The sequence below is a fragment of the Janthinobacterium sp. TB1-E2 genome (assembly GCF_036885605.1).
Taxonomy (GTDB): domain Bacteria; phylum Pseudomonadota; class Gammaproteobacteria; order Burkholderiales; family Burkholderiaceae_D; genus Janthinobacterium; species Janthinobacterium aestuarii.
This window is the reverse complement of sequence record NZ_CP142523.1, coordinates 3,477,847-3,496,122: the sequence shown is the minus strand read 5'-3', so window position 1 is coordinate 3,496,122 and position 18,276 is coordinate 3,477,847. Positions and strand designations below refer to the sequence as shown.

Below are 18,276 nucleotides of genomic sequence, written 5' to 3'. Positions count from 1 at the left end.
CCCTCAGCCCGCCGCCTTCCTCTTCCCCTTCAACAAACTCCCCGCCGCATTTTCCTCAAAACGCCCCGCCTCTTCTATATAGCCATGCACGGTGCCGTCGTGGCGCCAGCCGCCCTGGCGCTTGATGGCCTGGAAATCGGCGCCGGCCCGGTGCGCGCTGGTGGCCATGCCGCGGCGCAGGCTGTGGCTCGATAGTTCCGGTACGTAATCGAGCGCCGCCAGCCTGGCGCAAGCTTCCAAGATCGTGTTGATGCTGCTCGCGTGCAATCCTTTCGCGCCCACGTGTCCCCACTGGTTCACCGTGCGCAAGAGCGGCCCCGTACGGATGTGCGCCGCAGCCAGCCACGCGCGCAAGGCCGTCGCCGGGCAGCAGACGCCGTCGCCGAACGGGATCGCCTTGACGATGCCCTCGCCCAGTTGATCCGTTTTCGAGCGGGGCAAGGTGATCACCATGCCCTGCGGCTCCCAGCTCACGTCTTCCACAGTCAATCCCACCAGTTCGCTGCGCCGGAAACCGCCAAAAAATCCCAGCTGCAGCAAGGCGCTGTCGCGCAAGGCCTTGTTGGTGCCCAGCGCGGCCAGTTTGGCAACGATCACTTCCAGATCTTCCAGAGGCAGGGCCTTGGCCTTCTTCTTTGGCTTGCCGTGCAGGCGGGCGATGCCGGCCAAAGTTTTGCGCACGGTGGGCGTGGACGCGGGGTCGGCAAAGGCCTGGTACACATGCCATTGCGACAGGGCCGTCAGGCGCAGGGCCAGGGTGCGGGCGTTCAGGCTGTCCGCATAGGCCAGCAGGTAGCGGATGACGGTGGACTCGTCGGCGGGCAGCGCCCCGCCCCATACCTGGAAGTGGCGAATGGCGGAACGGTAGGTGCGGCGCGTGTTGTCCGACGTGGCGGCGGCGAGAAACGCCTGGTGGCGCGCGGCCAGTTCGGCGTCGATCAGGGCGCCGTGTAATGGGGCAGGAGCGATAGCGGTGCTTTTGGACGCGGCGGCACGGCGTTTCGAGAGGGGCAAATCGGGCATGGCAGCGGCGAAATCGCGGTTTTGTACTGGGAGACACGCAGAATACCATGCCAAACACCCCCATAACACGCGATAAGCGATCTTATCGTGACTTATATTTTTCGAAAATCACGAAAATTTATATCGTAATATTATTTGATATTACGTATCATGTAATACATTACTAAATTTCGCTCATAGGTGGTTTTATGGCCCGCACCGGCATTTTGTACTCTGATGTTATGAAAGCAGCCCAAATCGTCGCTGCCGATGGGCGCAATCCCACGGTCGACAGCGTGCGCGAAGCGCTGGGCAGCACGGGCAGCAAGAGCACCATCGCGCCCTTGTTGAAACGCTGGAAAGAGGAGTTCCAGGGCGCGGGCGCCGTGAAAACGGAAGCGGGCTTGCCGGCCGAGCTGATGGAAGCGATGCGCGGTGTCTATGACAAGCAGCAGCGCGACGTGGCGCAGCAGCTGGAAACGGGCATGCAGCAGAACCGCGCCGAACTCGACGCGGCACTGGAAAAATTGAAAAAGACGGAAACGGAGCGGTTGAAACTGACGGACGCGCGCGCCGCCCTCACCCAGGAATTGCGCGCCACCCAGCACGCGCTGGCACAACTGAAGGAAGAGCACCATTTTCGCGCCGTCACCCTGGCCACCCTGCACAGCGACAACGCTGGCCTGACGCAGCGCCTGGCCGACCGGGGCGAGGAAATCGCGGCCCTGAACCGCCAACTGGCGCAAGTGCGCTCGCAGTTCGACCATTACCAGGAAGCGGCCGCCGCCCAGCGCAACGAGGAACGGGCTCAGGCGCAGCAACGCGAGAGCCGCCTGGAGCAGGAGAACGCCCAGTTGCAGCAGCGCCTGCAAGGCCAGCAAGCGACCTTGGTGCAGCAAGACATGCGGCTGGCACAGCTGCAGGCGGAGCACACGCGCCTGGCTGATGAAGCGGTCGCCGACCGCGCAGCGCTGGCTACCGTACGTCCCGAACGCGACCAGTTCGAATTTCAGTACTTGCAGGCGGCTGCGTCGGCCGACGCCTTGCTGGCCAAGCTTGATACGGCCTTGCTGGCGCTGAACGACGCCAAAGTAGCGCTGGCGGCGCAAGACCGGCAGCTCGACATGCTGGCGGAAAATGCGCAGGCGTCGCAACTGAAGGCGGAAAGCCTGGCGCAGGAACGCGATGGCTTGCTGCGCGAGAATGCCGGTATGGCGGCGCGTATGGCCCTGCTTTCGGATAGCAAGGAGAAGCGCGATGTTTGAACCTGTCTATATGGCTGCCTTGCGCGCCTCGCTGAATCTGACGTTTTACTGCCGGTAGCGCACCCGTATCCACGCGCCGATGGCGTCCACGCCGCTGTCTGCCGCATCTTCGACCCAGCCCGCGCGCGCATAAAAGCGCCGCGCGCCCGTATTGCTCAGCTGCGTTTTCAGGCTCAGGCGGGGACCATAGCGCGCCACGACGGCCGCCAGCAGTTGCCCGCCGATGCCCGAGCCGCTGTGCGCCGGGTGCACATACAGGTGGTGCAGGAAATAGTCGGGGGCATCGCCCGTGTACACGGCGGCAAAACCGGTGACGATGCCGCCGCGCTCGGCAACGAGGATAGCTTCGCCCTGCGTCGCCGCCATGAAAGTAGCGCTGCCGGCGACAGGGCCGAAGGCGTCGCGCCCGGCCAGGGCCAGGATGGCGGTGCAGGACTGCGTGTCCGCGCTGGAGAAAGGACGAATCAGGCACATGGCTGGCGCGCTATCCGTTGCTTACAGGCGGCGATTCAGCACGCTGTCGATATCGTGGGTTTTCAGTTCTACCTGGACTGTGCCGTCTTGCAACCAGTAGCCGTCACCTCCCTGCCGCAGTGCCGCCAGATCGAGCGTGCCCAGGGGTGGCGGGATGGTGCTGGCGAGCAAGGCCGCCACGTCGTCCCATTCCCCATAAAACAGTTTCAGATACCAGCCGTCGTCGTGGGCAAAGGCGAGAAAGCGGCCCTGCAGGGCGGGCAGCGGCGCCAATGCGGCACGGTGATCGAGCATCTCGGCCACGGCAGCATCCTTGGACGCGGGTGGCTTGCCCTGCCAATCGGCCCAGGCATGGCTGCCCCACGCGTGCATGTCTTCGAGCGCCAGGGCCGGCAGCTGTTGCGGCGCCAAGATATGAAAGGCGGCAGGCTTTTTGATTGTGCCGGCGCTGCCCTTGCGCAGCACGATGCCGTCCGCTTCGCCGAGGGCAGCAATACAATCCTTGAATTCGATGCCGGAAGCGACCAGCATGCGCTCGGCCGGGTCGTGCCAGAGGTACAGATAATGTCTCAAGTAGAAGTCCGTTTTGGTTTTGGCGCCGTATTTGCGGCCACGGCGGCGCGTATCAGCGCCTTGAACGCCGCGGCATCGAGATGCTCGTCTTCGTGGATATCGATGGCCCGGCGCGTGTTGCCGTCCAGGCTGGCATTGAACAGGCCGGCCGGATCGGGCAAGGCGGCGCCCTTGGCGAAGGTGAGTTTCACGGCCGATTTGTAGGTTTCGCCCGTGCAGATCATGCCCGCGTGCGACCAGACGGGCACGCCGCGCCATTTGACTTCCTCGACCACGTCCGGGTCCGCCTGGCGGATCAGCGCCCGCACGGCGGCCAGGGTTTTGCCGCGCCAGTCCGCCAGCGAGGCGATCTTCGCGTCGATCTGGCTGGCGGCGGGCTCGGCGTTTTCGGCGTCATTATCGGGCGCCGTGCCCGGTACTGTTTTTTTCATGGCTGACATTTCCTTCCCTGCCCGCTTGCCTTACTGCGCAGGATCGGCCATGCAGCTGGCAAGCGAGGCAATCAATTGTGCGCGCAGCGCCTGGTATTGCGCATCCGTCGCAAAGTCGCGCGGATCGGCCGGCTGGTTCAGTATGTAGGCGGTGGCGACCGTGCCGCTGGCGGCGTGCAGCAGTGTATACAAACTGATGATGCCTTGCGCTTGCGCGATACTGGCGTTATTCAATCCTAGCACTTCCACGCCATCGCGCGCGTCCGTTTCCAGCGGCAGTTGCTGCGGCAGCTTGCCCCTGGCGGCCATTTCCCGCATCTGCGCCACGATGGTCTCGCGGTCGGCGGCGAAGTGGCCTTCGGCGCTGCGTTCGATCTTCAGATTCACGAAAGGCAAGCTGCTCTTGCGGAACAGCATCAGCCGATAGCCATCGGCCGTCGATATCCGGCGATCACCCGCCGCCATCTTGACGATGCGCGTAGTCGCACCGGCTGGCAGCCGGTCCTGCGTCCTGAACTGGAACTGGCTGCGGTTGATGCATTGCGCCAAGGGCGCTAAAGGATCGGCCGTGCGGTCTTGCGCGTGGACGCCCAGTGTCGCGAGCAATACGGGGATGGCAAGCACATGGCGGTGGTTCATGAGAGGCGTCAGTCATCGAGTCAAGGTACGGCGAGCATAACCGTCTACATTGCCAGAAGGCAAATGTTTAGTTGCCATCCTCTAAATACCCATGAGATAGCTTCTTAATATGAACTTCACCTGGCCCACGTAGCATTCATGTTGGCAAGGCTCTCATTGTGCAGCGCCTGCCCTTTACCGGCAGAACCATGAATGACATCGCGTTAACCCTGCGCCACGGTGCCGCCGTGACGTTCCCCGCCAGCGGCCACCGCTTGAAAGCGGCGCTGGGCGCCCTCTTCTTTCCCCGCCAGCGCACGCGCTGGCAAGCTTTCCTGGGCAGCATGCCGGGCCTGCACTCGCTGGCGCAGCTGCACCCGTGCCTGCGCTTCAAGATTTACCGCCCTTACGCCTCGCGCCAGCTCGGCTGCGCGGATCGTCTGGCCTTGCTGGAGGGACATTATCGCTTCCTGTGGCAAGCCGGTGCGCGCGCCTTGGTCGAGCGGGCCGCGCGCGGGTCCGTGGTGCTGGCCGCGTTCGAAGGCAAGGACGGGGCGCTGTACCGCTTGCAGCTGACGGCCATCCATGACAGCTACCGCGAAGGCGAACTGTGCCTGCGCCTGACGCGCGACGGCCAGCCCCTGTACCTGGCCAGTTTTTTGTTCGTGCCGCGGGCCGATGGCGTTTCGCTGCAGCTGGGCGCGCTGCAAGGCTTGCGCTCGGAGGCGGGCAAGCTGGCCGTCAAGGAAGCCACGCGGGCGCTGCACGGTTGCCGCCCGAAAAACCTGATAGTGGCGGCCTTGCGCGATTTCGGCGACTTTTTTGCCTGCAATAACCTGTTCTTGATCAGCAATGACAACCGCATCGCCCTGAATGCGCGGCGCCGGCGCCATATCGCCGCCGACTACGACCTGGCGTGGCAAGAGTTGCACGCCTTGCGTATGCGCGACGGCAATTATCACTTGCCCTGCGCGCCCTACCGTGCGCCAGACCTGGCCGGTGTGCCATCGAAAAAGCGCGCCGATGCGCGGCGGCGCGGCGAATTGCTGCAAGACATGGCCGACGGCATGCGCGCGCAGCTGGCGGATTTTCTGGAAGCGCCGGCGGCTGACAATTGAGCAGGCACAAGCATTGCCAAGCCGATAAGCATATCATAAAACTCAGGCAACCTTCATGTTGGCGCCGTATCCTTCACTTGACATGCCAGATACCCTATCGAGGCGCTGGCGTGCATCCGGCCCACCCAGGACAAGGTTCCCATGACACCCGCATTTACTTTTCTCCCCCTTTGCCTGCTCGGCAGCGCCGCGCTGGCCGCCCCCGTACTGGACGATGCCGTGCGCCAGCGCGCCGAGGAACTCACGCGCACGGGCATGCACGCGAGCATCGTCATCGCCATCATCGATGGCAAGGACAGCGCTGTGTACGGCTTTGGCAGCGTACACGCCGGCAAGAACATCAAGCCGGGCGCCGATACCGTCTACCAGATCGGTTCCGTCACCAAGACCATGACGGGCTTGCTGCTGGCCGACGCCGTCGTCCAAAACAAGGTCAAACTCGATGAGCCGGTCGCGGCATTATTGCCCGGCTATACGGTGCCTGCGTTCGAGGGCAAGACGATCAGCCTGCTCGACCTGGCCACGCACTACTCCTCACTGCCGCGCCTGCCCGACAACTTCGCGCCCAAGGACCCGGCCAATCCGTATGCCGACTACACGGAAGCCAAACAGCGGCAGTTTCTCGCCGCCTATCATCTGCCGTATGCGCCGGGCACGAAACTTGAATACTCCAATATCGGCTACGCCGTGCTGGGCACGGCCCTGGCGGCACAGGCCGGTACCAGCTTTGAAGCGCAGCTGCAAAAGCGCATCGCCGTGCCGCTGGGCATGCGTTCCACCTCGAACAAGCCCACGCACGGCATGCTGGCGCGCCTGGCGCCCGGCCATTTGCTGTCGGGCGAACTGACGCCGGCATGGAATATGAACGTGGTGGCGCCGGCCGGTGGCGTGTATTCGAGCGCGCGCGACATGATTTCCTACTTGCAAGCGTATATGTTCAAGCCGCTGCGCCCGTACGCGCTGGCGATCCAGCCGCAGCGTCCGCTGGCGCCCGACAGCGGCTCGAAAATCGGCCTGGCCTGGCTGCTGGAACAGCAACAGGGGCAAACCTACGCCTGGCACAACGGCCAGACGGGCGGCTACGCCAGCTATGCGGCGTTCACGACGGACGGCAAGCGGGGCGTGATAGTGCTGACCAACACGGTGCGCGAGGTCGATGCGCTGGGCTTGTCCGCCTTGCTGCCCGGCACACCGTTGCCGCCGCTGAAAAAGCCGCAGGCCGCCATCGAGCTGCCGCGCACAACATTGGCCGAGTACGTGGGCGAGTATCCGCTGGGCGCGGAATTCACGTTGACGGTGACCTTGGGCAAGAACGGCCTGGAAGCGGCCGGCACGGGTCTCGGATCAGCCCCCTTGTTTGCCAGCGCCAAGGACCAGTTTTTCTTCCGCGCCATCGAGGCGGAACTGGCATTTACACGCGATGCGGCGGGCAAGATCGCCGGCGCCGTGCTCAAGCAAGGCGGACAGGACGTCGTCTTGCCGCGCAAGCCGTAAAAATCAAGCTGCCGGGTCCTGCATGAATTGCTCGACCCGGGCGACAAACGCCGCCTTGCTGCGTGTGCGAAACTCGCCGAGGAAGGCGTCGCTGCCCTGGACAATCTTGCCATGGCGGTCGTATGCCACCTTGCCCATCTCCAGCACGAATTCGCCCTGCGGATCGTCTTCCGGTTCAAAATGCGAATTGAAGCAGTAGCCGGTGTCGCGGCAGCTGCCCCATAGCAACAATGCGCTGCTGAACCATTCCATGGTATCGGGGCCAGGCTCCACTTCGAACAGGGTGTTGACGGTGATATGCCAGCCGCCGGGGACGCGCAGCGGCTGCAAGGGATAGGGAAAGCGTGGCTGTTTCATGTGGACGACGGGGCGCGGCGCGCCCGGTAAAAGGTGAGGAATTCCGCGGCCGGCAGCGCCTTCGCAAACAGCCAGCCCTGGCCGAATTCTACCTTGCGTTCCAGCAGATAATCGGCTTGCTGCTGCGTTTCGATGCCTTCGGCCACGATCAGCATGTTCAAGGTGCGGGCCATGGCGATGATGTGCGGCGTGACGCTGCTGGTGGCCGCGTCCGTGCCGATGGTGTCGACGAAGGATTTATCGATTTTCAAGGCGTCGAGCGGCAGGTTTTGCAGGCTCGACAGGCTGGAATAACCGGTGCCGAAGTCGTCGATGGCCACGGCATGGCCCCGTGCCCTGGCCTTTTCGATGGTGGCGCGGGCCGCTTCCACGTTGATGAAGCCCCGCTCCGTTGCTTCCAGCCAGATCTGCTGCGCCTCGATGCCGGTGCCGGCCAGGGCGCGTTCCAGCACGTCGAGCACCCGGCCCGTTTCGATATCGCTGGCGCACAGGTTGATGGCGATGTGCAGCTCGCGGTCGGCCAGCAGCGCGGCGCGCATGTCGGCGATCACGCAAGCGATGACCTGGTCCGTGATGGGCAGTATCAGTTCGGCCTCTTCGGCCACGGGGATGAACAGGTCGGGGCGTATCATGCTGCCGTCGGGGCGGCGCCAGCGTATCAGCGCCTCGGCGCCCACGCACACGCCCGTGTCGAGCGCGATGATCGGTTGATAGTGGACAAAGAATTCACGCCGCTCGACGGCCGTTTCCAGTTCGCCGCGCAGCGACAGCCGGCGGCGCGACAGCCACACGACGATGCCGACGATGAAGGCGGCCATCAACAGGCCCAGCGGCAAGAGCAGCAACTGTTCGCGGCGCAGCCTTTCGCTGAGCTTGCTGCGTGGCTCGATCATGACGGCCGTCAAGCCATCGCGGTACAGCGTCGCATGAATGCTGTCCTCGCGCGCCAGCGTGTCCGCCGTCCCATTGCCCGTCTCTCCCTTGCCGGCGAGCAGGGTCTTGACCAGTGCCGGGTCCGGATGGTGCAAGGTGTCGAGCACGCCACCCTTGCCGATGGCCACGGCCATCTGGATGTCGTTGTCGACGATGACGTCGGAAAAGCGCACGGGATCGATCAACACCTTATAGGCGCGGTAGGACAAGCCCACCATGCGCTTGCCGCCGCTGACGACGGGGCGCAGGTTGAAATCGAGGCCCATACCATTGTCGAGGGTAAAGTCCGCGGGCGTGACGGCGATGCGCGCTTCCTCCATGCCGTTCGACGTGCATTTGAGCAAGCCGTTTTCGACATAGCCGATATCGTCGATGCTGCGCGTGGTGATGGTGATGCGGCGCAACTGCTGGACATGCGCTTCCGAACACGGCGCCAGGTCCAGCGCATCGGCGCTGCGCAGGGCCATGCTGGCCGAGGCGATCGACCGGTGGGCGCGCTCGAGCGCATAGCCTGCCAGCAGGCGCAGGCGTTCCTGCTCGCCCTGCTCGGCGCGCACGGACGACAAATAGAAGGCCAGGCTCAGGGGGGCGGCCACGCCGATGACTGCCACCAGCACACTGGTAATGATGATCCGTTTTCTGCGCATGTGATTACCTGCGGTAGTTATATGATTGCTATGTATTGCTCGCTGGCATCATATTACAAGTGCAGGCTGCGCACGCGGATATTGCTGAACAGTTACATCTTTTCCAGCGGTCGCGCCAGCACGAACACGAGCGCCGCCACCACGGCCGCCAGTCCGCCAGCCAGGTACAGCACGCTGGCAAAACCGTCGATGAAGGCGTGGCGCGCCGCTTCCTGCGCCACGGCCTGCATCGCGGGCGGTAGCTGGCCGAAAGCGTCGGCCGCGTTGCCGGCGACGATACGGCCGATCATTTCAGGCGAGGCCTTCAAGCCGTGCAGCCACGCCAGCTTGTCGAACGAGGCTGCCGTGCGCATGGCCAGCACGGCGCCCAGCGCACCGACGGCCAGCATGATGCCGACAAAGCGCGTCGTCGTGCTGATGCCCGAGCCCATGCCCGTGCGCTCGCGCGGGATACAGGCAAGGATGGCTTTTTGCGTGGTGCCGTTGAGCAATCCCGCTCCCGCGCCCGTGACGATCATGCCCGCCGCCACCCATCCGTACTGCAGGCTGGCGGCGGCCAGCGCCGTGGCCACGTTGCCCACGGCGACGATCAGCAAGCCCGTCACCAGAATGCCGCGGTCGTCCAGATGACGCATGGCGCGCGGCGCCAGACGGGACAGCACCACCATGGCGACGGCAAACGGCAGCATGGCGCAGCCGGCCAGCACGGCGGAAAAGCCGAAGGCGTTCTGCAAGTACAGCGGCAGGAAGGTCATCATCACTTGCGCGGCGATCGCATAGCCGAACATGCCCAGCACGGCGCCGACGAACACGCGGCGGCCAAACAGCGACAGATCGACCATGGGTGCGCGCTGGCGCCGTTCCACCAGCACGAACACGGCCAACAGGGCCGCACCGGCCACAAAACGCAGCACGGTGGCGCGGCTGGACCAGCCCGCCACGCTGGCGTCGATCAAGCCCCAGATGATGGCGAACAGGCCAGCGGAGAATAATGCCGCGCCAAGCGGGTCGAAACTGGCGTTGGACGCATCTTTCGATTCGTCCACGTGCTTGCCTACGAGCCACATCAGGATAGCGACGACGGGCAGGTTCAGGTAGAAAATCCAGCGCCAGTTGATGGCGCTTGTGATCAGGCCGCCCAGCAAGGGCGCCACCGTCATGGCCACGCCCATGGCCGCGCCCCATACGGACCAGGCGCGCGCCCGCTCCTTTTCCGCATGAAAGGTGTGGCCGATGACGGCCAAGGCGGAGGTCAGCAGCAGCGCGGCGCCCAGGCCCTTGACGGCACGCGCCACGTTGAGCACGAACGGCGTCCACGCCAAGCCGCACAGCAGCGACGCCAGCGCGAACACGGCCAAGCCGAACAGCATCACCGTGCGCCGGCCCAGGCGGTCGGCGATGCTGCCGGCCGGCAGCAGGAACGAGGCGAACGCCAGCATGTAGGCGCTGACCACCCATTCCACGTCGACGAAGCTGGCGTTGAGCGAGCGGGCGATCGACGGCAGGGAGACGGCCACGACGTTGGTGTCGAGCATGATCAGCGCGCACACGCCCGAGCACGTATATAAGGTCCAGTTGGTATTCTTCATGCCCCGATTGTAAGCACGCTTGTATTATTTCCTGTTATAAGACAGCCACCTTATAATTTACCCATGGTGAATACAGATAAAGAGATGGAACTGCGGCATTTCCGCTGCGTGCTGGCCGTCGCGCACAGCCTGCACTTCGCGCGGGCCGCCGCGGAACTCGGTATTTCTCCGCCCGCGCTGACCAAGCAGGTGCAGGAAACGGAGCAGCTGCTGGGCACGCGCTTGTTCCAGCGCAGCAAGCGCGCCGTGTCCCTGACGGCCGCCGGAGAATTGTTCGTCATCGAAGCCACGCGCGCGCTGGGGCAGCTGGCGCAGGCGCAGGAAGTGGCGCGGCGGGCGGGACGGGGCGAACTGGGACGGCTGGAAATTGGCTACGTGGCCTCGGCCGCCTACTCCGGCGTGCTGCAGGACCAGTTTGCCCGCTTTCGCGCCAGCCACCCCGGCATCCACATCGGTGCGCGCGAATACGCGATGGATACCCTGCCCGGCTTGCTGGACCAGGGCCGCGTGGACCTGGCGTTCGTGCGCCCGCCCCTGCACCTGCCGGACGGACTGGACAGCGTGGTCTTGCTGCGCGACCGCTTCGTGCTGGCCGTGCAGGCGGACAGCCCGCTGGCTTCGTTTGATGCGGCGGCGCCGGCCGCGCTGGCGCAGCAGGCGTTCATCGTGCCGGAACAGGAATTGGGAACGTTGGAAGTGAGCCGGCGCGGCGGCTTTGCGGCGCAGGTGGTGTCGCGCCCGGGCAGCTTGGTGGCCGTGCTGACGGAAGTGTCGCTGGGCGTCGGTTGCGCCATCGTGCCCCACTCCGTGATGGCCAGCGTGCAATTGCCGGGCGTGGTGTTCCGCGAGCTGGCAGGGCCGCAGATCAGCTCGGAAATCGCCGTGGCCTTCCGCCGCCACGAACAGGCGCCCGCCACGCGCGCCTTCATTGCCCAGCTGCGCGTGGCGGCGCTGGATTGACCTCAGTTCTTCAATACCGCCACGGCGTAGGTGCAGGCGGTGGCCGTTTCATTCTTGAACACGCAGTCGGCGGGCGGACCCAGTTCCAGGCAATCGCCCTCGTCCAGCACGTGGCGGGTCTCCCCTTCAATGAAGACGAGGCTGCCGCTGAGCGACCATATCAGTTGTCGCCGCGATACATAGGCGGCGGCCGGCATGGCCACCACGGCGCCCGGCGGCAAGGTAATATGCACGAGGTCGAGCGGCATGTCGGACGCGGGCGACACGTGCCGCCGCACATAGCCGCTTTGCGGGTCGACCCACACGGGCTGCTCGGCCTGACGCAGCAAGCGCCCGGCCCGCATCTCGGCGCGGGCGATCAGCTCGGACATGCTCAGGTCGAAGGCGCCCGACAGCCGCGCCAGCAAGGTGGCCGTGGGGCTGCAATCACCCCGCTCCACCTTGTGCACCATCGCGCGCGACACGCCCGAGCGGGCCGCCAGGTCCGTCAGCGACCAGCCCAGGTTTTCCCGCTCGAGGCGCACCCTGGCGCCGATGCGCTGATTCAATTCGTCTGGTTTAGTGGACATGTATCGGCTTCCATTCGGATTTTATTGGACAAGCGGTGAGCGGCAATCTATGATTTGTCCATTATAGTAGACGCTTGACGAGGAGAGCAACATGCAGATACGCGATGCCCATGCGGGCGATATCGAGGCCATACTGGCCATCTACAACGATGCCGTCAGCAATACCCTGGCGATCTGGAATGAACGCACGGTCGATGCGGCCAACCGCGCCGCCTGGCTGGCCGACCGCCAGCGGGCCGGCTACCCGGTGCTCGTCGCCATCGATGCAGAGGAAAATGTGGCCGGCTACGCCTCGTTCGGCGACTGGCGCCCGTTCGAGGGTTTCCGGCATACGGTCGAGCATTCCGTGTACGTGCGCGCCGATCGCCGGGGTGCCGGCGTCGGCAAGGCCTTGATGGTGGAATTGATCGCGCGGGCGCGCGGCCTGGGCAAGCACGTGATGGTGGCGGGCATCGAGGCGGGCAATGCCGGCTCGATCGCCCTGCACAAGCAGCTGGGCTTCGAGGAAGTGGGATTGATGCGCCAGGTGGGTACCAAGTTCGGCGCCTGGCTGGACCTGGCGTTCCTGCAGCTGCAGCTCGATACGCGCAGCGATCCGGACGGCATCGCGCCGCCCGGCTAAGCAAGCATCAGGGATCGATCTCCGGTGGCGGACGGCGCAGCGCCATATGTTCCCACACGGCCACCAACACCAGCACGCAGCTGGTGATGGAGGCCAGGGTCAGGGGCGAATACAGGCGGCCGTAGGCCATCGGGATCAGCGCCAGGATGATCAAAATCCCCAGCAGATGCGACAGCGGCGGCGCGGCGCGCTCGCTGCTGACCCATTTGAACAGCGCATTGCCCAGCAAATACAGGATCGGGCCGCCCAGCAAGGCGCTGATGCCGGCGAAGCTCGCTTCGTCCGGATGCACGAGGGCCAGTTCATCGGCCACGGCGCTGACGATCACGCCGCCCACGATCAGCACGTGGATATACGTGTAGGCCTTGCGGGCGATGCGGCCCGGGTCTTTCGAGTGGGCGATGCGGTGGTGGCCCGCCTCGGCGCCCGTGTCAAAGTAGATCCACCACATGGCGATGCTGCCGACCAGGGCCGACATGAAGCCCAGCCAGTTGGCGGCCGTCCATTCCAGGCCCGCGAACGTTGCGCCCGTCACCAGCAACGATTCACCGAGGGCGATGATGACGAACAGGCCGCAGCGTTCGGCCATGTGGCTGCCGTCGACGTCCCAGTCGGCCGTCGTCGAGCGGCCCAGGCCCGGCAGGCCGAACTGCATCCAGGGGCCGGCCAGGTCGATCGCCAGTGCCAGCATCCACCAGAAGATGCGCTCTTCGGGCGACGCCATGCCGCCGGCGATCCAGAAGATGCCGGACAGCACGGCCCACAGGGCGATGCGCTGGAAATTGCGGCGGCGCGACAGCGCTTCATGGCGCACGGCCCACCAGGCAAACAGGGGCCGGCCCACCTGCATGGCGACGTAAGCGCCGGCAAAGGCCAGGCCCCGTGTGCCGAACGCTTCGGGGATCGAGGCCGACATGATCAGGCCGCCCAGCATCAGCGCAAACAGGCTGATGCGCACGGGAATGCGTTCGGGGTCGAGCCAGTTGGTGATCCACGACGTGAAGATCCATACCCACCAGACGGCCATCAGCAGCAGACCCGTCTGCAGCCAGCCCATGGCGCTCAGGTGGGCCAGCAAGCCGTGCGAAAGTTGCGTCACGGCAAATACGAACACGAGGTCGAAGAACAGCTCGATCATGCCCACCTTGCCGCTGTCCAGCCCGCCGCGCGTGCGCAACAGCGATTTTGTCAATTCCATAGCTACTCTTTCATTCATGCTTGATTAAAACGGTTGATTCTGGACTTTATGGCTTTACGGGTGTCGGCAAGGGCAAGCCGGCGAAGTGCGCGGCCAGGTTATCGACGACCAGCTGGCCCATGGCGTGCCGCGTTTCCACGGTCAGGCTGCCCACGTGCGGCGTGAGCACGACGTTGGGTAAGACGCGCAAGGCATTTGGTACGCGCGGTTCGTCCGCAAACACGTCGAGACCGGCCGCGCCCAGGTGGCCATCCTGCAAGGCGGCGGTCATGGCGTCTTCATCGATCAGCGCGCCACGGGCGATGTTGATCAGGGTGCCTTGCGGGCCGAGCGCGTCGAGTATGGTGCGGTCGACGATCTTGCGCGTGGCGGGCGTGCCCGGCGCGCAGACGATCAGGTAATCGCTTTCCTGCGCCAGGGCCAGCAGCGATTCCGCGCGCGGCACAGTAGTATCGGCAATGGCGCGCGGCTGGAAGTAGCGGACATGGACGCCGAAAGCGGCCAGGCGCAGCGCGATGGCCTGGCCGATCTGGCCGAAACCGAAGATGCCGGCCGTCTTGCCGCGCAGGCTCGATGCCGGGGCGATGGCCTCGCGGCGCTCCCAGCCGCCGTCGCGCACGAAGCGGTCGAGCGCCACGATGTGCCGCGCGCTGGCCAGCAGCAGGGCCAACGCCACGTCGGCCACGTCGTCCGTCAGCACGTTCGGCGTGGTGGTGACGGCGATGCCCCGTTCGCGCGCCACGTCGAGCGCCACGCCATCGAGACCCACGCCATTGACGGCGACAATTTCCAGATTCGGCAGCAAGCCCATGTCGGTGGCGTTCAAGCCCAGCGCGCCCGTCGTGACGACGGCGCGGACAGACGGCGCGCGCTTGGCCAGCCAGGCGTGGCGCTCGTCCGCCGGCACTTGCCAGGCGTGATGACAGGTGTATTGCTGTTCCAGCTGCGCGTTGACGGCAGCCGAAGGGCTGGGAGCGAGGATGAGGAGGTCGGGTGGCATGGGCGTCCGGGTCGGTATCGGCAGGATTTGCAGACGCAACTTAGCATATTTGATGCCACGCCGGGGGTGACTGCCCTATTACCACCCCTAAAACCCTGCCCGGCGCACGGTCTTTTCCCGCGTGGGGCTACCCCATCGAATCGTAGGTCGGCTTAGCCCAACGGGCGTAAGCCGACGTGCGCCGCCACGCAGCATGTCAGATTACGCTGCGCTAATCTGACCTACAGCTAATCTGACCTGCACAGCCTTCCATCCGACTCAACCCGGGCAAGGCACTCTTTTGACCTTGCCGCCCGTCTTGAACGGGTCGGCGCCCGCGCCCGGATTCGCGTCGAGACCAAAGCACGTGGCCCCGCCGGCGCTGACGACGCGCGTGGCGGGACGGCCGTCGGCCGTCAGGTATTCTTCCACGCGGATGACGGGGCCGCCGCGCCAGGCTGAGGCGACCAGCTTCTGGAAAGTGCTTTCGCTCTTGAGTTCGGCCGTGGCCAGCCACGGCTTGTCTTGCCTGGTTTCGCCGCGCAGGGCCTTGTCGGCGGCGCCTGCGGCCAGCCGGGCGCGCGTGCGCAAGTCTCCGGCGGACGGTACCGTGGCGGGTGCGGCGGATGCGGCAGGCAATTCCTCGGCGGGAACGGTGATGATTTCTGCGGCCACGGCGGGCGGCGCGGCAATTTGGGACGGTACTGTAGCCCGTGCGCGCGGCATGGGAGCCGGCATCGGCAGCGGCAAGGCCAGCGGCGGCGTCGGCGGCGCTGGCCGGGGCGGCAGCAAGGTCATGAAGGCCACTTCCGTGTATTGCTTCAGTTGCCGCGCCGGCAGCAGCAGGAAATACAGGCCCAGCGCATGCATGGCCAGGATCAGCGCGACGGCCGCGCCTTTCAGGCTCAAGCCCCGCCGTATGCGCAGGCGCATGGAAGCGGACGGTAGATGGCGGAGCAATGGCATGCGGATTCCTGTGGGCGCCGGGCGCGATGGCCCATTCTAGCGAAACTTGACCATAGGCATTAATAAATCCACAAGGTACCGTCTGGCGCGCCTTTTTGCGCCAGATTCCGCCACCCTCACTTGCCGCGTGTTGTACAAATGGCGACTTTTTGATCGCTTTCTCACACTTTTTCACGCTGTGCGCCACGCTGGAATATAATGATAATCATTCTCATTAATATCCAAACAACACCATGCGCTCCTTCCACCTCGTCCCTACCCCGTTCGCCCTGGCCGCCTTCCTCCTGGCCAGCGCCGCCGCCCACGCCCAGAACACGCCGGCAGACAGCGGCGCCCAAACCATGCCGACCGTTGTCGTCAATGCCTCGGCCGATGCGTCGGCGGAAGGCTTGTCGAAGGCGTATGCGGGCGGCCAGGTGGCGCGCGGCGGGCGCATGGGCATCCTCGGGGCCGTGGACATGATGGACTCGCCATTCGGCAGTACCAGTTATACGCAGCAATTCATTGCCGACCAGCAGGCGCGCAGCGTGGGCGACTTGCTGCAGAGCGATGCGGCCGTGCGCATGTCGCGCGGCTATGGCAATTTTCAGGAAGTGTATGTGATCCGCGGTTTCGCCCTCGATTCGGACGACGTGGCCTACAACGGCCTGTATGGCGTGTTGCCGCGTCAATATGTATCGCCGGAATTGCTCGAGCGCGTGGAAGTGTTCCGTGGCGCCAGCGCCTTCCTCAACGGCGCGGCGCCGGGCGGCAGCGGCATCGGCGGCGCCATCAACCTGATGCCCAAGCGCGCCGGCAACACGCCGTTGACGGAATTGACGGTGGGCGTGGAATCGGGCGGCCACGCCTATGCGGCCATCGACGTGGCGCGCCGCTTTGGCGAAAACAAGGAATTCGGCGTGCGCTTGAATGCCGCCAAGCGCCAGGGCGAGACCAGCATCCAGCGCGAAGACCACGACGTGGGCATGTTTTCCGTCGGTCTCGATTATCGCGGCCGCGGCTACCGCCTGTCGGCCGATGCCGGCTACCAGAATTTCGATCTGACGGCGCCTCGTCCTTCCGTCAACACGGGCAGCCTGACGGCCTTGCCGGGCGCGCCCGATGCGTCGAAGAACTTTGCCCAGCCGTGGAGCTATTCGAAGGAACACGACGTGTTCGGCACGGCGCGCGCCGAAGTGGACCTGGCCAAGGATGTGGTTGCCTGGGCCGCGTTCGGCAGCCGCTCGACGAAGGAATCGAACAGCCTGGCCCAACCGACGTTGACCTCACTCAATGGCGATGCCAGCGTGTACCGTTTCGACAATGCGCGCAAGCAGGAAATCAGCACGGGCGAACTGGGCATCCGCGGCAAGCTCGTGACGGGCGCCGTCAAGCACACCCTGGTGGCCAGCTGGTCCGGCCACTGGAACGAAGCGAAGAATGCGTACGCGATCAGCGACTACGCGGGCTTGCCGACGAATATCTACCGTCCGCTGGACGTGGCCATGCCGGCCACCCTGCCCGCGAACTCGGGCGGCGTGATGAGCGACCCGCGCCTGACGCAAAAAACCATCCTCAGCAGCTACGCCGTGGCCGATACCATGGCCTTCCTCGACGACCGGCTGCTGCTGACCGTGGGCCTGCGCCGCCAGCACATCCGCGACGCCGCATATGCCTACGGTACGGCCGTACAATATTCCAGCTATGACAAGAGCGCCACGACGCCCGTGGCCGGCATCGTTTACAAGGCCAGCAAGAACGTGTCGCTGTACGCCAACTACATCGAGGCGCTGGTCAAGGGTCCCGTTGCCAGCGGCACCTATTTTGATGGCAAGAATGACGTGCCACTGAGCAACAAGGGTGAAGTGTTCTCGCCCTACAAGTCGAAGCAGAAGGAAATCGGCGTCAAGTATGACGGCGGCAGGCTGGGCATGAGCGCCGCCCTGTTTTCCACGGCCAAGCCTTTGCCTGCCGTGGTCGGTTCACGTGCCACCCTCTCGGGCGAACAGCGCAACCAGGGCCTGGAACTGTCCATCTTCGGCACGCCGATGGCGGGCGTGCGCCTGCTGGGCGGCCTGACCTGGCTTGATACGGAACAGCGCAAGACGGACAAGCCGGCCAACAATGGAAAGCATGCCATCGGCGCGCCAAAAACACAGCTCAGCGTGGGCGGCGAATGGGACCTGCCCGGTGCGCCCGGCTTAAGCCTGAATGCCCGCACTGTCTACACGTCGACGCAATATGCTGACCTGGCCAACAGCAAGCAACTGCCATCGTGGACCCGCGTCGACATCGGCGCGCGCTACCTGACGCAGGTGGCTGGCCATGACGTAACCTTGCGCGCGCGCATCGACAACGTGGCCGACCGCAGCTACTGGGCCTCGGCCGTCTCCTCGTTCGACGCCGGCAGCCTGGTGCTGGCCGCGCCGCGCACCTTCGTCGTCTCGGGCAGCGTGGCGTTTTAAAGAGCTGGCAGCCCATGCCGTCACGAAAGCTGCCTTC

17 protein-coding genes and 1 pseudogene are annotated in these 18,276 nt (G+C 64.9%); 6 read left to right on the top strand and 12 right to left on the bottom strand.

The window, feature by feature from the left end; genetic code table 11:
• Positions 1-3 precede the first annotated feature (3 nt).
• Positions 4-1,023: a tyrosine-type recombinase/integrase gene (locus tag OPV09_RS15475; RefSeq protein ID WP_338678689.1), complete on the bottom strand. Its 1,020-nt coding sequence runs from the start codon at positions 1,021-1,023 to the stop codon at positions 4-6.
• 221 nt (positions 1,024-1,244) lie between these two features.
• On the opposite strand from OPV09_RS15475, the gene OPV09_RS15470 reads away from it, so the two are divergent.
• Positions 1,245-2,267, top strand: a complete 1,023-nt coding sequence (locus OPV09_RS15470) for a DNA-binding protein (RefSeq protein WP_338678688.1) — start codon at positions 1,245-1,247, stop codon at positions 2,265-2,267.
• Between the two features lie 45 nt (positions 2,268-2,312).
• Here the strand turns inward: OPV09_RS15470 and OPV09_RS15465 are convergent, their stop codons facing one another.
• From OPV09_RS15465 to OPV09_RS15450, 4 genes are read right to left on the bottom strand one after another with little or no spacing between them, the layout of a single operon-like run.
• Entirely contained in the window at positions 2,313-2,741 is a 429-nt protein-coding gene (locus OPV09_RS15465; protein WP_338678687.1) for a GNAT family N-acetyltransferase, read from the bottom strand.
• 21 nt (positions 2,742-2,762) lie between these two features.
• Positions 2,763-3,314 carry a hypothetical protein gene (locus OPV09_RS15460; RefSeq protein ID WP_338678686.1) on the bottom strand — a complete coding sequence of 184 codons (552 nt, stop codon included), beginning with the start codon at positions 3,312-3,314 and terminating at the stop codon, positions 2,763-2,765.
• On the bottom strand, positions 3,311-3,745 hold the full coding sequence (locus tag OPV09_RS15455; protein ID WP_331776632.1) for a DUF1801 domain-containing protein: 435 nt from the start codon (positions 3,743-3,745) through the stop codon (positions 3,311-3,313). The genes OPV09_RS15460 and OPV09_RS15455 overlap by 4 nt, the downstream gene beginning before the upstream one ends.
• A gap of 30 nt (positions 3,746-3,775) precedes the next feature.
• On the bottom strand, positions 3,776-4,384 hold the full coding sequence (locus OPV09_RS15450) for a hypothetical protein (RefSeq protein WP_338678685.1): 609 nt from the start codon (positions 4,382-4,384) through the stop codon (positions 3,776-3,778).
• A gap of 188 nt (positions 4,385-4,572) precedes the next feature.
• Between OPV09_RS15450 and OPV09_RS15445 the strand changes: the two genes are divergently transcribed.
• Both OPV09_RS15445 and OPV09_RS15440 read left to right on the top strand, forming a co-directional pair.
• Positions 4,573-5,481, top strand: a complete 909-nt coding sequence (locus tag OPV09_RS15445) for a VirK/YbjX family protein (RefSeq protein ID WP_338678684.1) — start codon at positions 4,573-4,575, stop codon at positions 5,479-5,481.
• 141 nt (positions 5,482-5,622) lie between these two features.
• A complete protein-coding gene (locus OPV09_RS15440; protein WP_338678683.1) occupies positions 5,623-6,975 on the top strand; it encodes a serine hydrolase domain-containing protein in 1,353 nt (450 codons plus the stop codon).
• A 3-nt stretch (positions 6,976-6,978) separates the two neighbouring features.
• Here OPV09_RS15440 and OPV09_RS15435 read toward each other — a convergent pair whose 3' ends face one another.
• From OPV09_RS15435 to OPV09_RS15425, 3 genes and pseudogenes are all read right to left on the bottom strand, one after another.
• Positions 6,979-7,332 (bottom strand): hypothetical protein, encoded by a 354-nt coding sequence (locus OPV09_RS15435; RefSeq protein ID WP_139248270.1) that lies wholly within the window; start codon positions 7,330-7,332, stop codon positions 6,979-6,981.
• Positions 7,329-8,912, bottom strand: coding sequence for an EAL domain-containing protein (locus OPV09_RS15430; RefSeq protein WP_338678682.1), 1,584 nt, complete (start codon positions 8,910-8,912; stop codon positions 7,329-7,331). Before OPV09_RS15430 ends, OPV09_RS15435 begins: the two co-directional genes overlap by 4 nt.
• A 92-nt stretch (positions 8,913-9,004) precedes the next feature.
• Positions 9,005-10,504, bottom strand: a pseudogene (locus OPV09_RS15425) (MFS transporter); the annotation flags it as partial.
• A gap of 60 nt (positions 10,505-10,564) precedes the next feature.
• Here OPV09_RS15425 and OPV09_RS15420 point away from each other — a divergent pair.
• Entirely contained in the window at positions 10,565-11,461 is an 897-nt protein-coding gene (locus tag OPV09_RS15420; RefSeq protein WP_338678681.1) for a LysR family transcriptional regulator, read from the top strand.
• Between the two features lie 2 nt (positions 11,462-11,463).
• Here OPV09_RS15420 and OPV09_RS15415 read toward each other — a convergent pair whose 3' ends face one another.
• Complete coding sequence (locus OPV09_RS15415) at positions 11,464-12,030, bottom strand: XRE family transcriptional regulator (RefSeq protein WP_338678680.1); 567 nt, start codon at positions 12,028-12,030, stop codon at positions 11,464-11,466.
• 91 nt (positions 12,031-12,121) lie between these two features.
• Between OPV09_RS15415 and OPV09_RS15410 the strand changes: the two genes are divergently transcribed.
• Positions 12,122-12,652: a GNAT family N-acetyltransferase gene (locus tag OPV09_RS15410; RefSeq protein WP_070301721.1), complete on the top strand. Its 531-nt coding sequence runs from the start codon at positions 12,122-12,124 to the stop codon at positions 12,650-12,652.
• Positions 12,653-12,659: 7 nt separating this feature from the next.
• Here the strand turns inward: OPV09_RS15410 and OPV09_RS15405 are convergent, their stop codons facing one another.
• From OPV09_RS15405 to OPV09_RS15395, 3 genes are all read right to left on the bottom strand, one after another.
• Positions 12,660-13,844 (bottom strand): low temperature requirement protein A, encoded by a 1,185-nt coding sequence (locus OPV09_RS15405; RefSeq protein ID WP_425324053.1) that lies wholly within the window; start codon positions 13,842-13,844, stop codon positions 12,660-12,662.
• A 52-nt stretch (positions 13,845-13,896) separates the two neighbouring features.
• Complete coding sequence (locus tag OPV09_RS15400; protein ID WP_338678678.1) at positions 13,897-14,850, bottom strand: 2-hydroxyacid dehydrogenase; 954 nt, start codon at positions 14,848-14,850, stop codon at positions 13,897-13,899.
• A gap of 258 nt (positions 14,851-15,108) precedes the next feature.
• On the bottom strand, positions 15,109-15,795 hold the full coding sequence (locus tag OPV09_RS15395; RefSeq protein WP_338678677.1) for a hypothetical protein: 687 nt from the start codon (positions 15,793-15,795) through the stop codon (positions 15,109-15,111).
• 233 nt (positions 15,796-16,028) lie between these two features.
• On the opposite strand from OPV09_RS15395, the gene OPV09_RS15390 reads away from it, so the two are divergent.
• Entirely contained in the window at positions 16,029-18,239 is a 2,211-nt protein-coding gene (locus OPV09_RS15390) for a TonB-dependent receptor (protein WP_338678676.1), read from the top strand.
• Positions 18,240-18,276 lie beyond the last annotated feature (37 nt).

What these genes read in the sequence shown, in the direction of transcription:
- OPV09_RS15455 (WP_331776632.1), bottom strand. Translation starts at nt 3,745, where the DNA reads ATGAAAAAAACAGTACCGGGCACGGCGCCCGATAATGACGCCGAAAAC.
- OPV09_RS15445 (WP_338678684.1), top strand. Translation starts at nt 4,573, where the DNA reads ATGAATGACATCGCGTTAACCCTGCGCCACGGTGCCGCCGTGACGTTC.
- OPV09_RS15450 (WP_338678685.1), bottom strand. Translation starts at nt 4,384, where the DNA reads ATGAACCACCGCCATGTGCTTGCCATCCCCGTATTGCTCGCGACACTG.
- OPV09_RS15415 (WP_338678680.1), bottom strand. Translation starts at nt 12,030, where the DNA reads ATGTCCACTAAACCAGACGAATTGAATCAGCGCATCGGCGCCAGGGTG.
- OPV09_RS15440 (WP_338678683.1), top strand. Translation starts at nt 5,623, where the DNA reads ATGACACCCGCATTTACTTTTCTCCCCCTTTGCCTGCTCGGCAGCGCC.
- OPV09_RS15420 (WP_338678681.1), top strand. Translation starts at nt 10,565, where the DNA reads ATGGTGAATACAGATAAAGAGATGGAACTGCGGCATTTCCGCTGCGTG.
- OPV09_RS15410 (WP_070301721.1), top strand. Translation starts at nt 12,122, where the DNA reads ATGCAGATACGCGATGCCCATGCGGGCGATATCGAGGCCATACTGGCC.
- OPV09_RS15465 (WP_338678687.1), bottom strand. Translation starts at nt 2,741, where the DNA reads ATGTGCCTGATTCGTCCTTTCTCCAGCGCGGACACGCAGTCCTGCACC.
- OPV09_RS15475 (WP_338678689.1), bottom strand. Translation starts at nt 1,023, where the DNA reads ATGCCCGATTTGCCCCTCTCGAAACGCCGTGCCGCCGCGTCCAAAAGC.
- OPV09_RS15400 (WP_338678678.1), bottom strand. Translation starts at nt 14,850, where the DNA reads ATGCCACCCGACCTCCTCATCCTCGCTCCCAGCCCTTCGGCTGCCGTC.
- OPV09_RS15435 (WP_139248270.1), bottom strand. Translation starts at nt 7,332, where the DNA reads ATGAAACAGCCACGCTTTCCCTATCCCTTGCAGCCGCTGCGCGTCCCC.
- OPV09_RS15470 (WP_338678688.1), top strand. Translation starts at nt 1,245, where the DNA reads ATGAAAGCAGCCCAAATCGTCGCTGCCGATGGGCGCAATCCCACGGTC.
- OPV09_RS15390 (WP_338678676.1), top strand. Translation starts at nt 16,029, where the DNA reads ATGCGCTCCTTCCACCTCGTCCCTACCCCGTTCGCCCTGGCCGCCTTC.
- OPV09_RS15430 (WP_338678682.1), bottom strand. Translation starts at nt 8,912, where the DNA reads ATGCGCAGAAAACGGATCATCATTACCAGTGTGCTGGTGGCAGTCATC.
- OPV09_RS15395 (WP_338678677.1), bottom strand. Translation starts at nt 15,795, where the DNA reads ATGCCATTGCTCCGCCATCTACCGTCCGCTTCCATGCGCCTGCGCATA.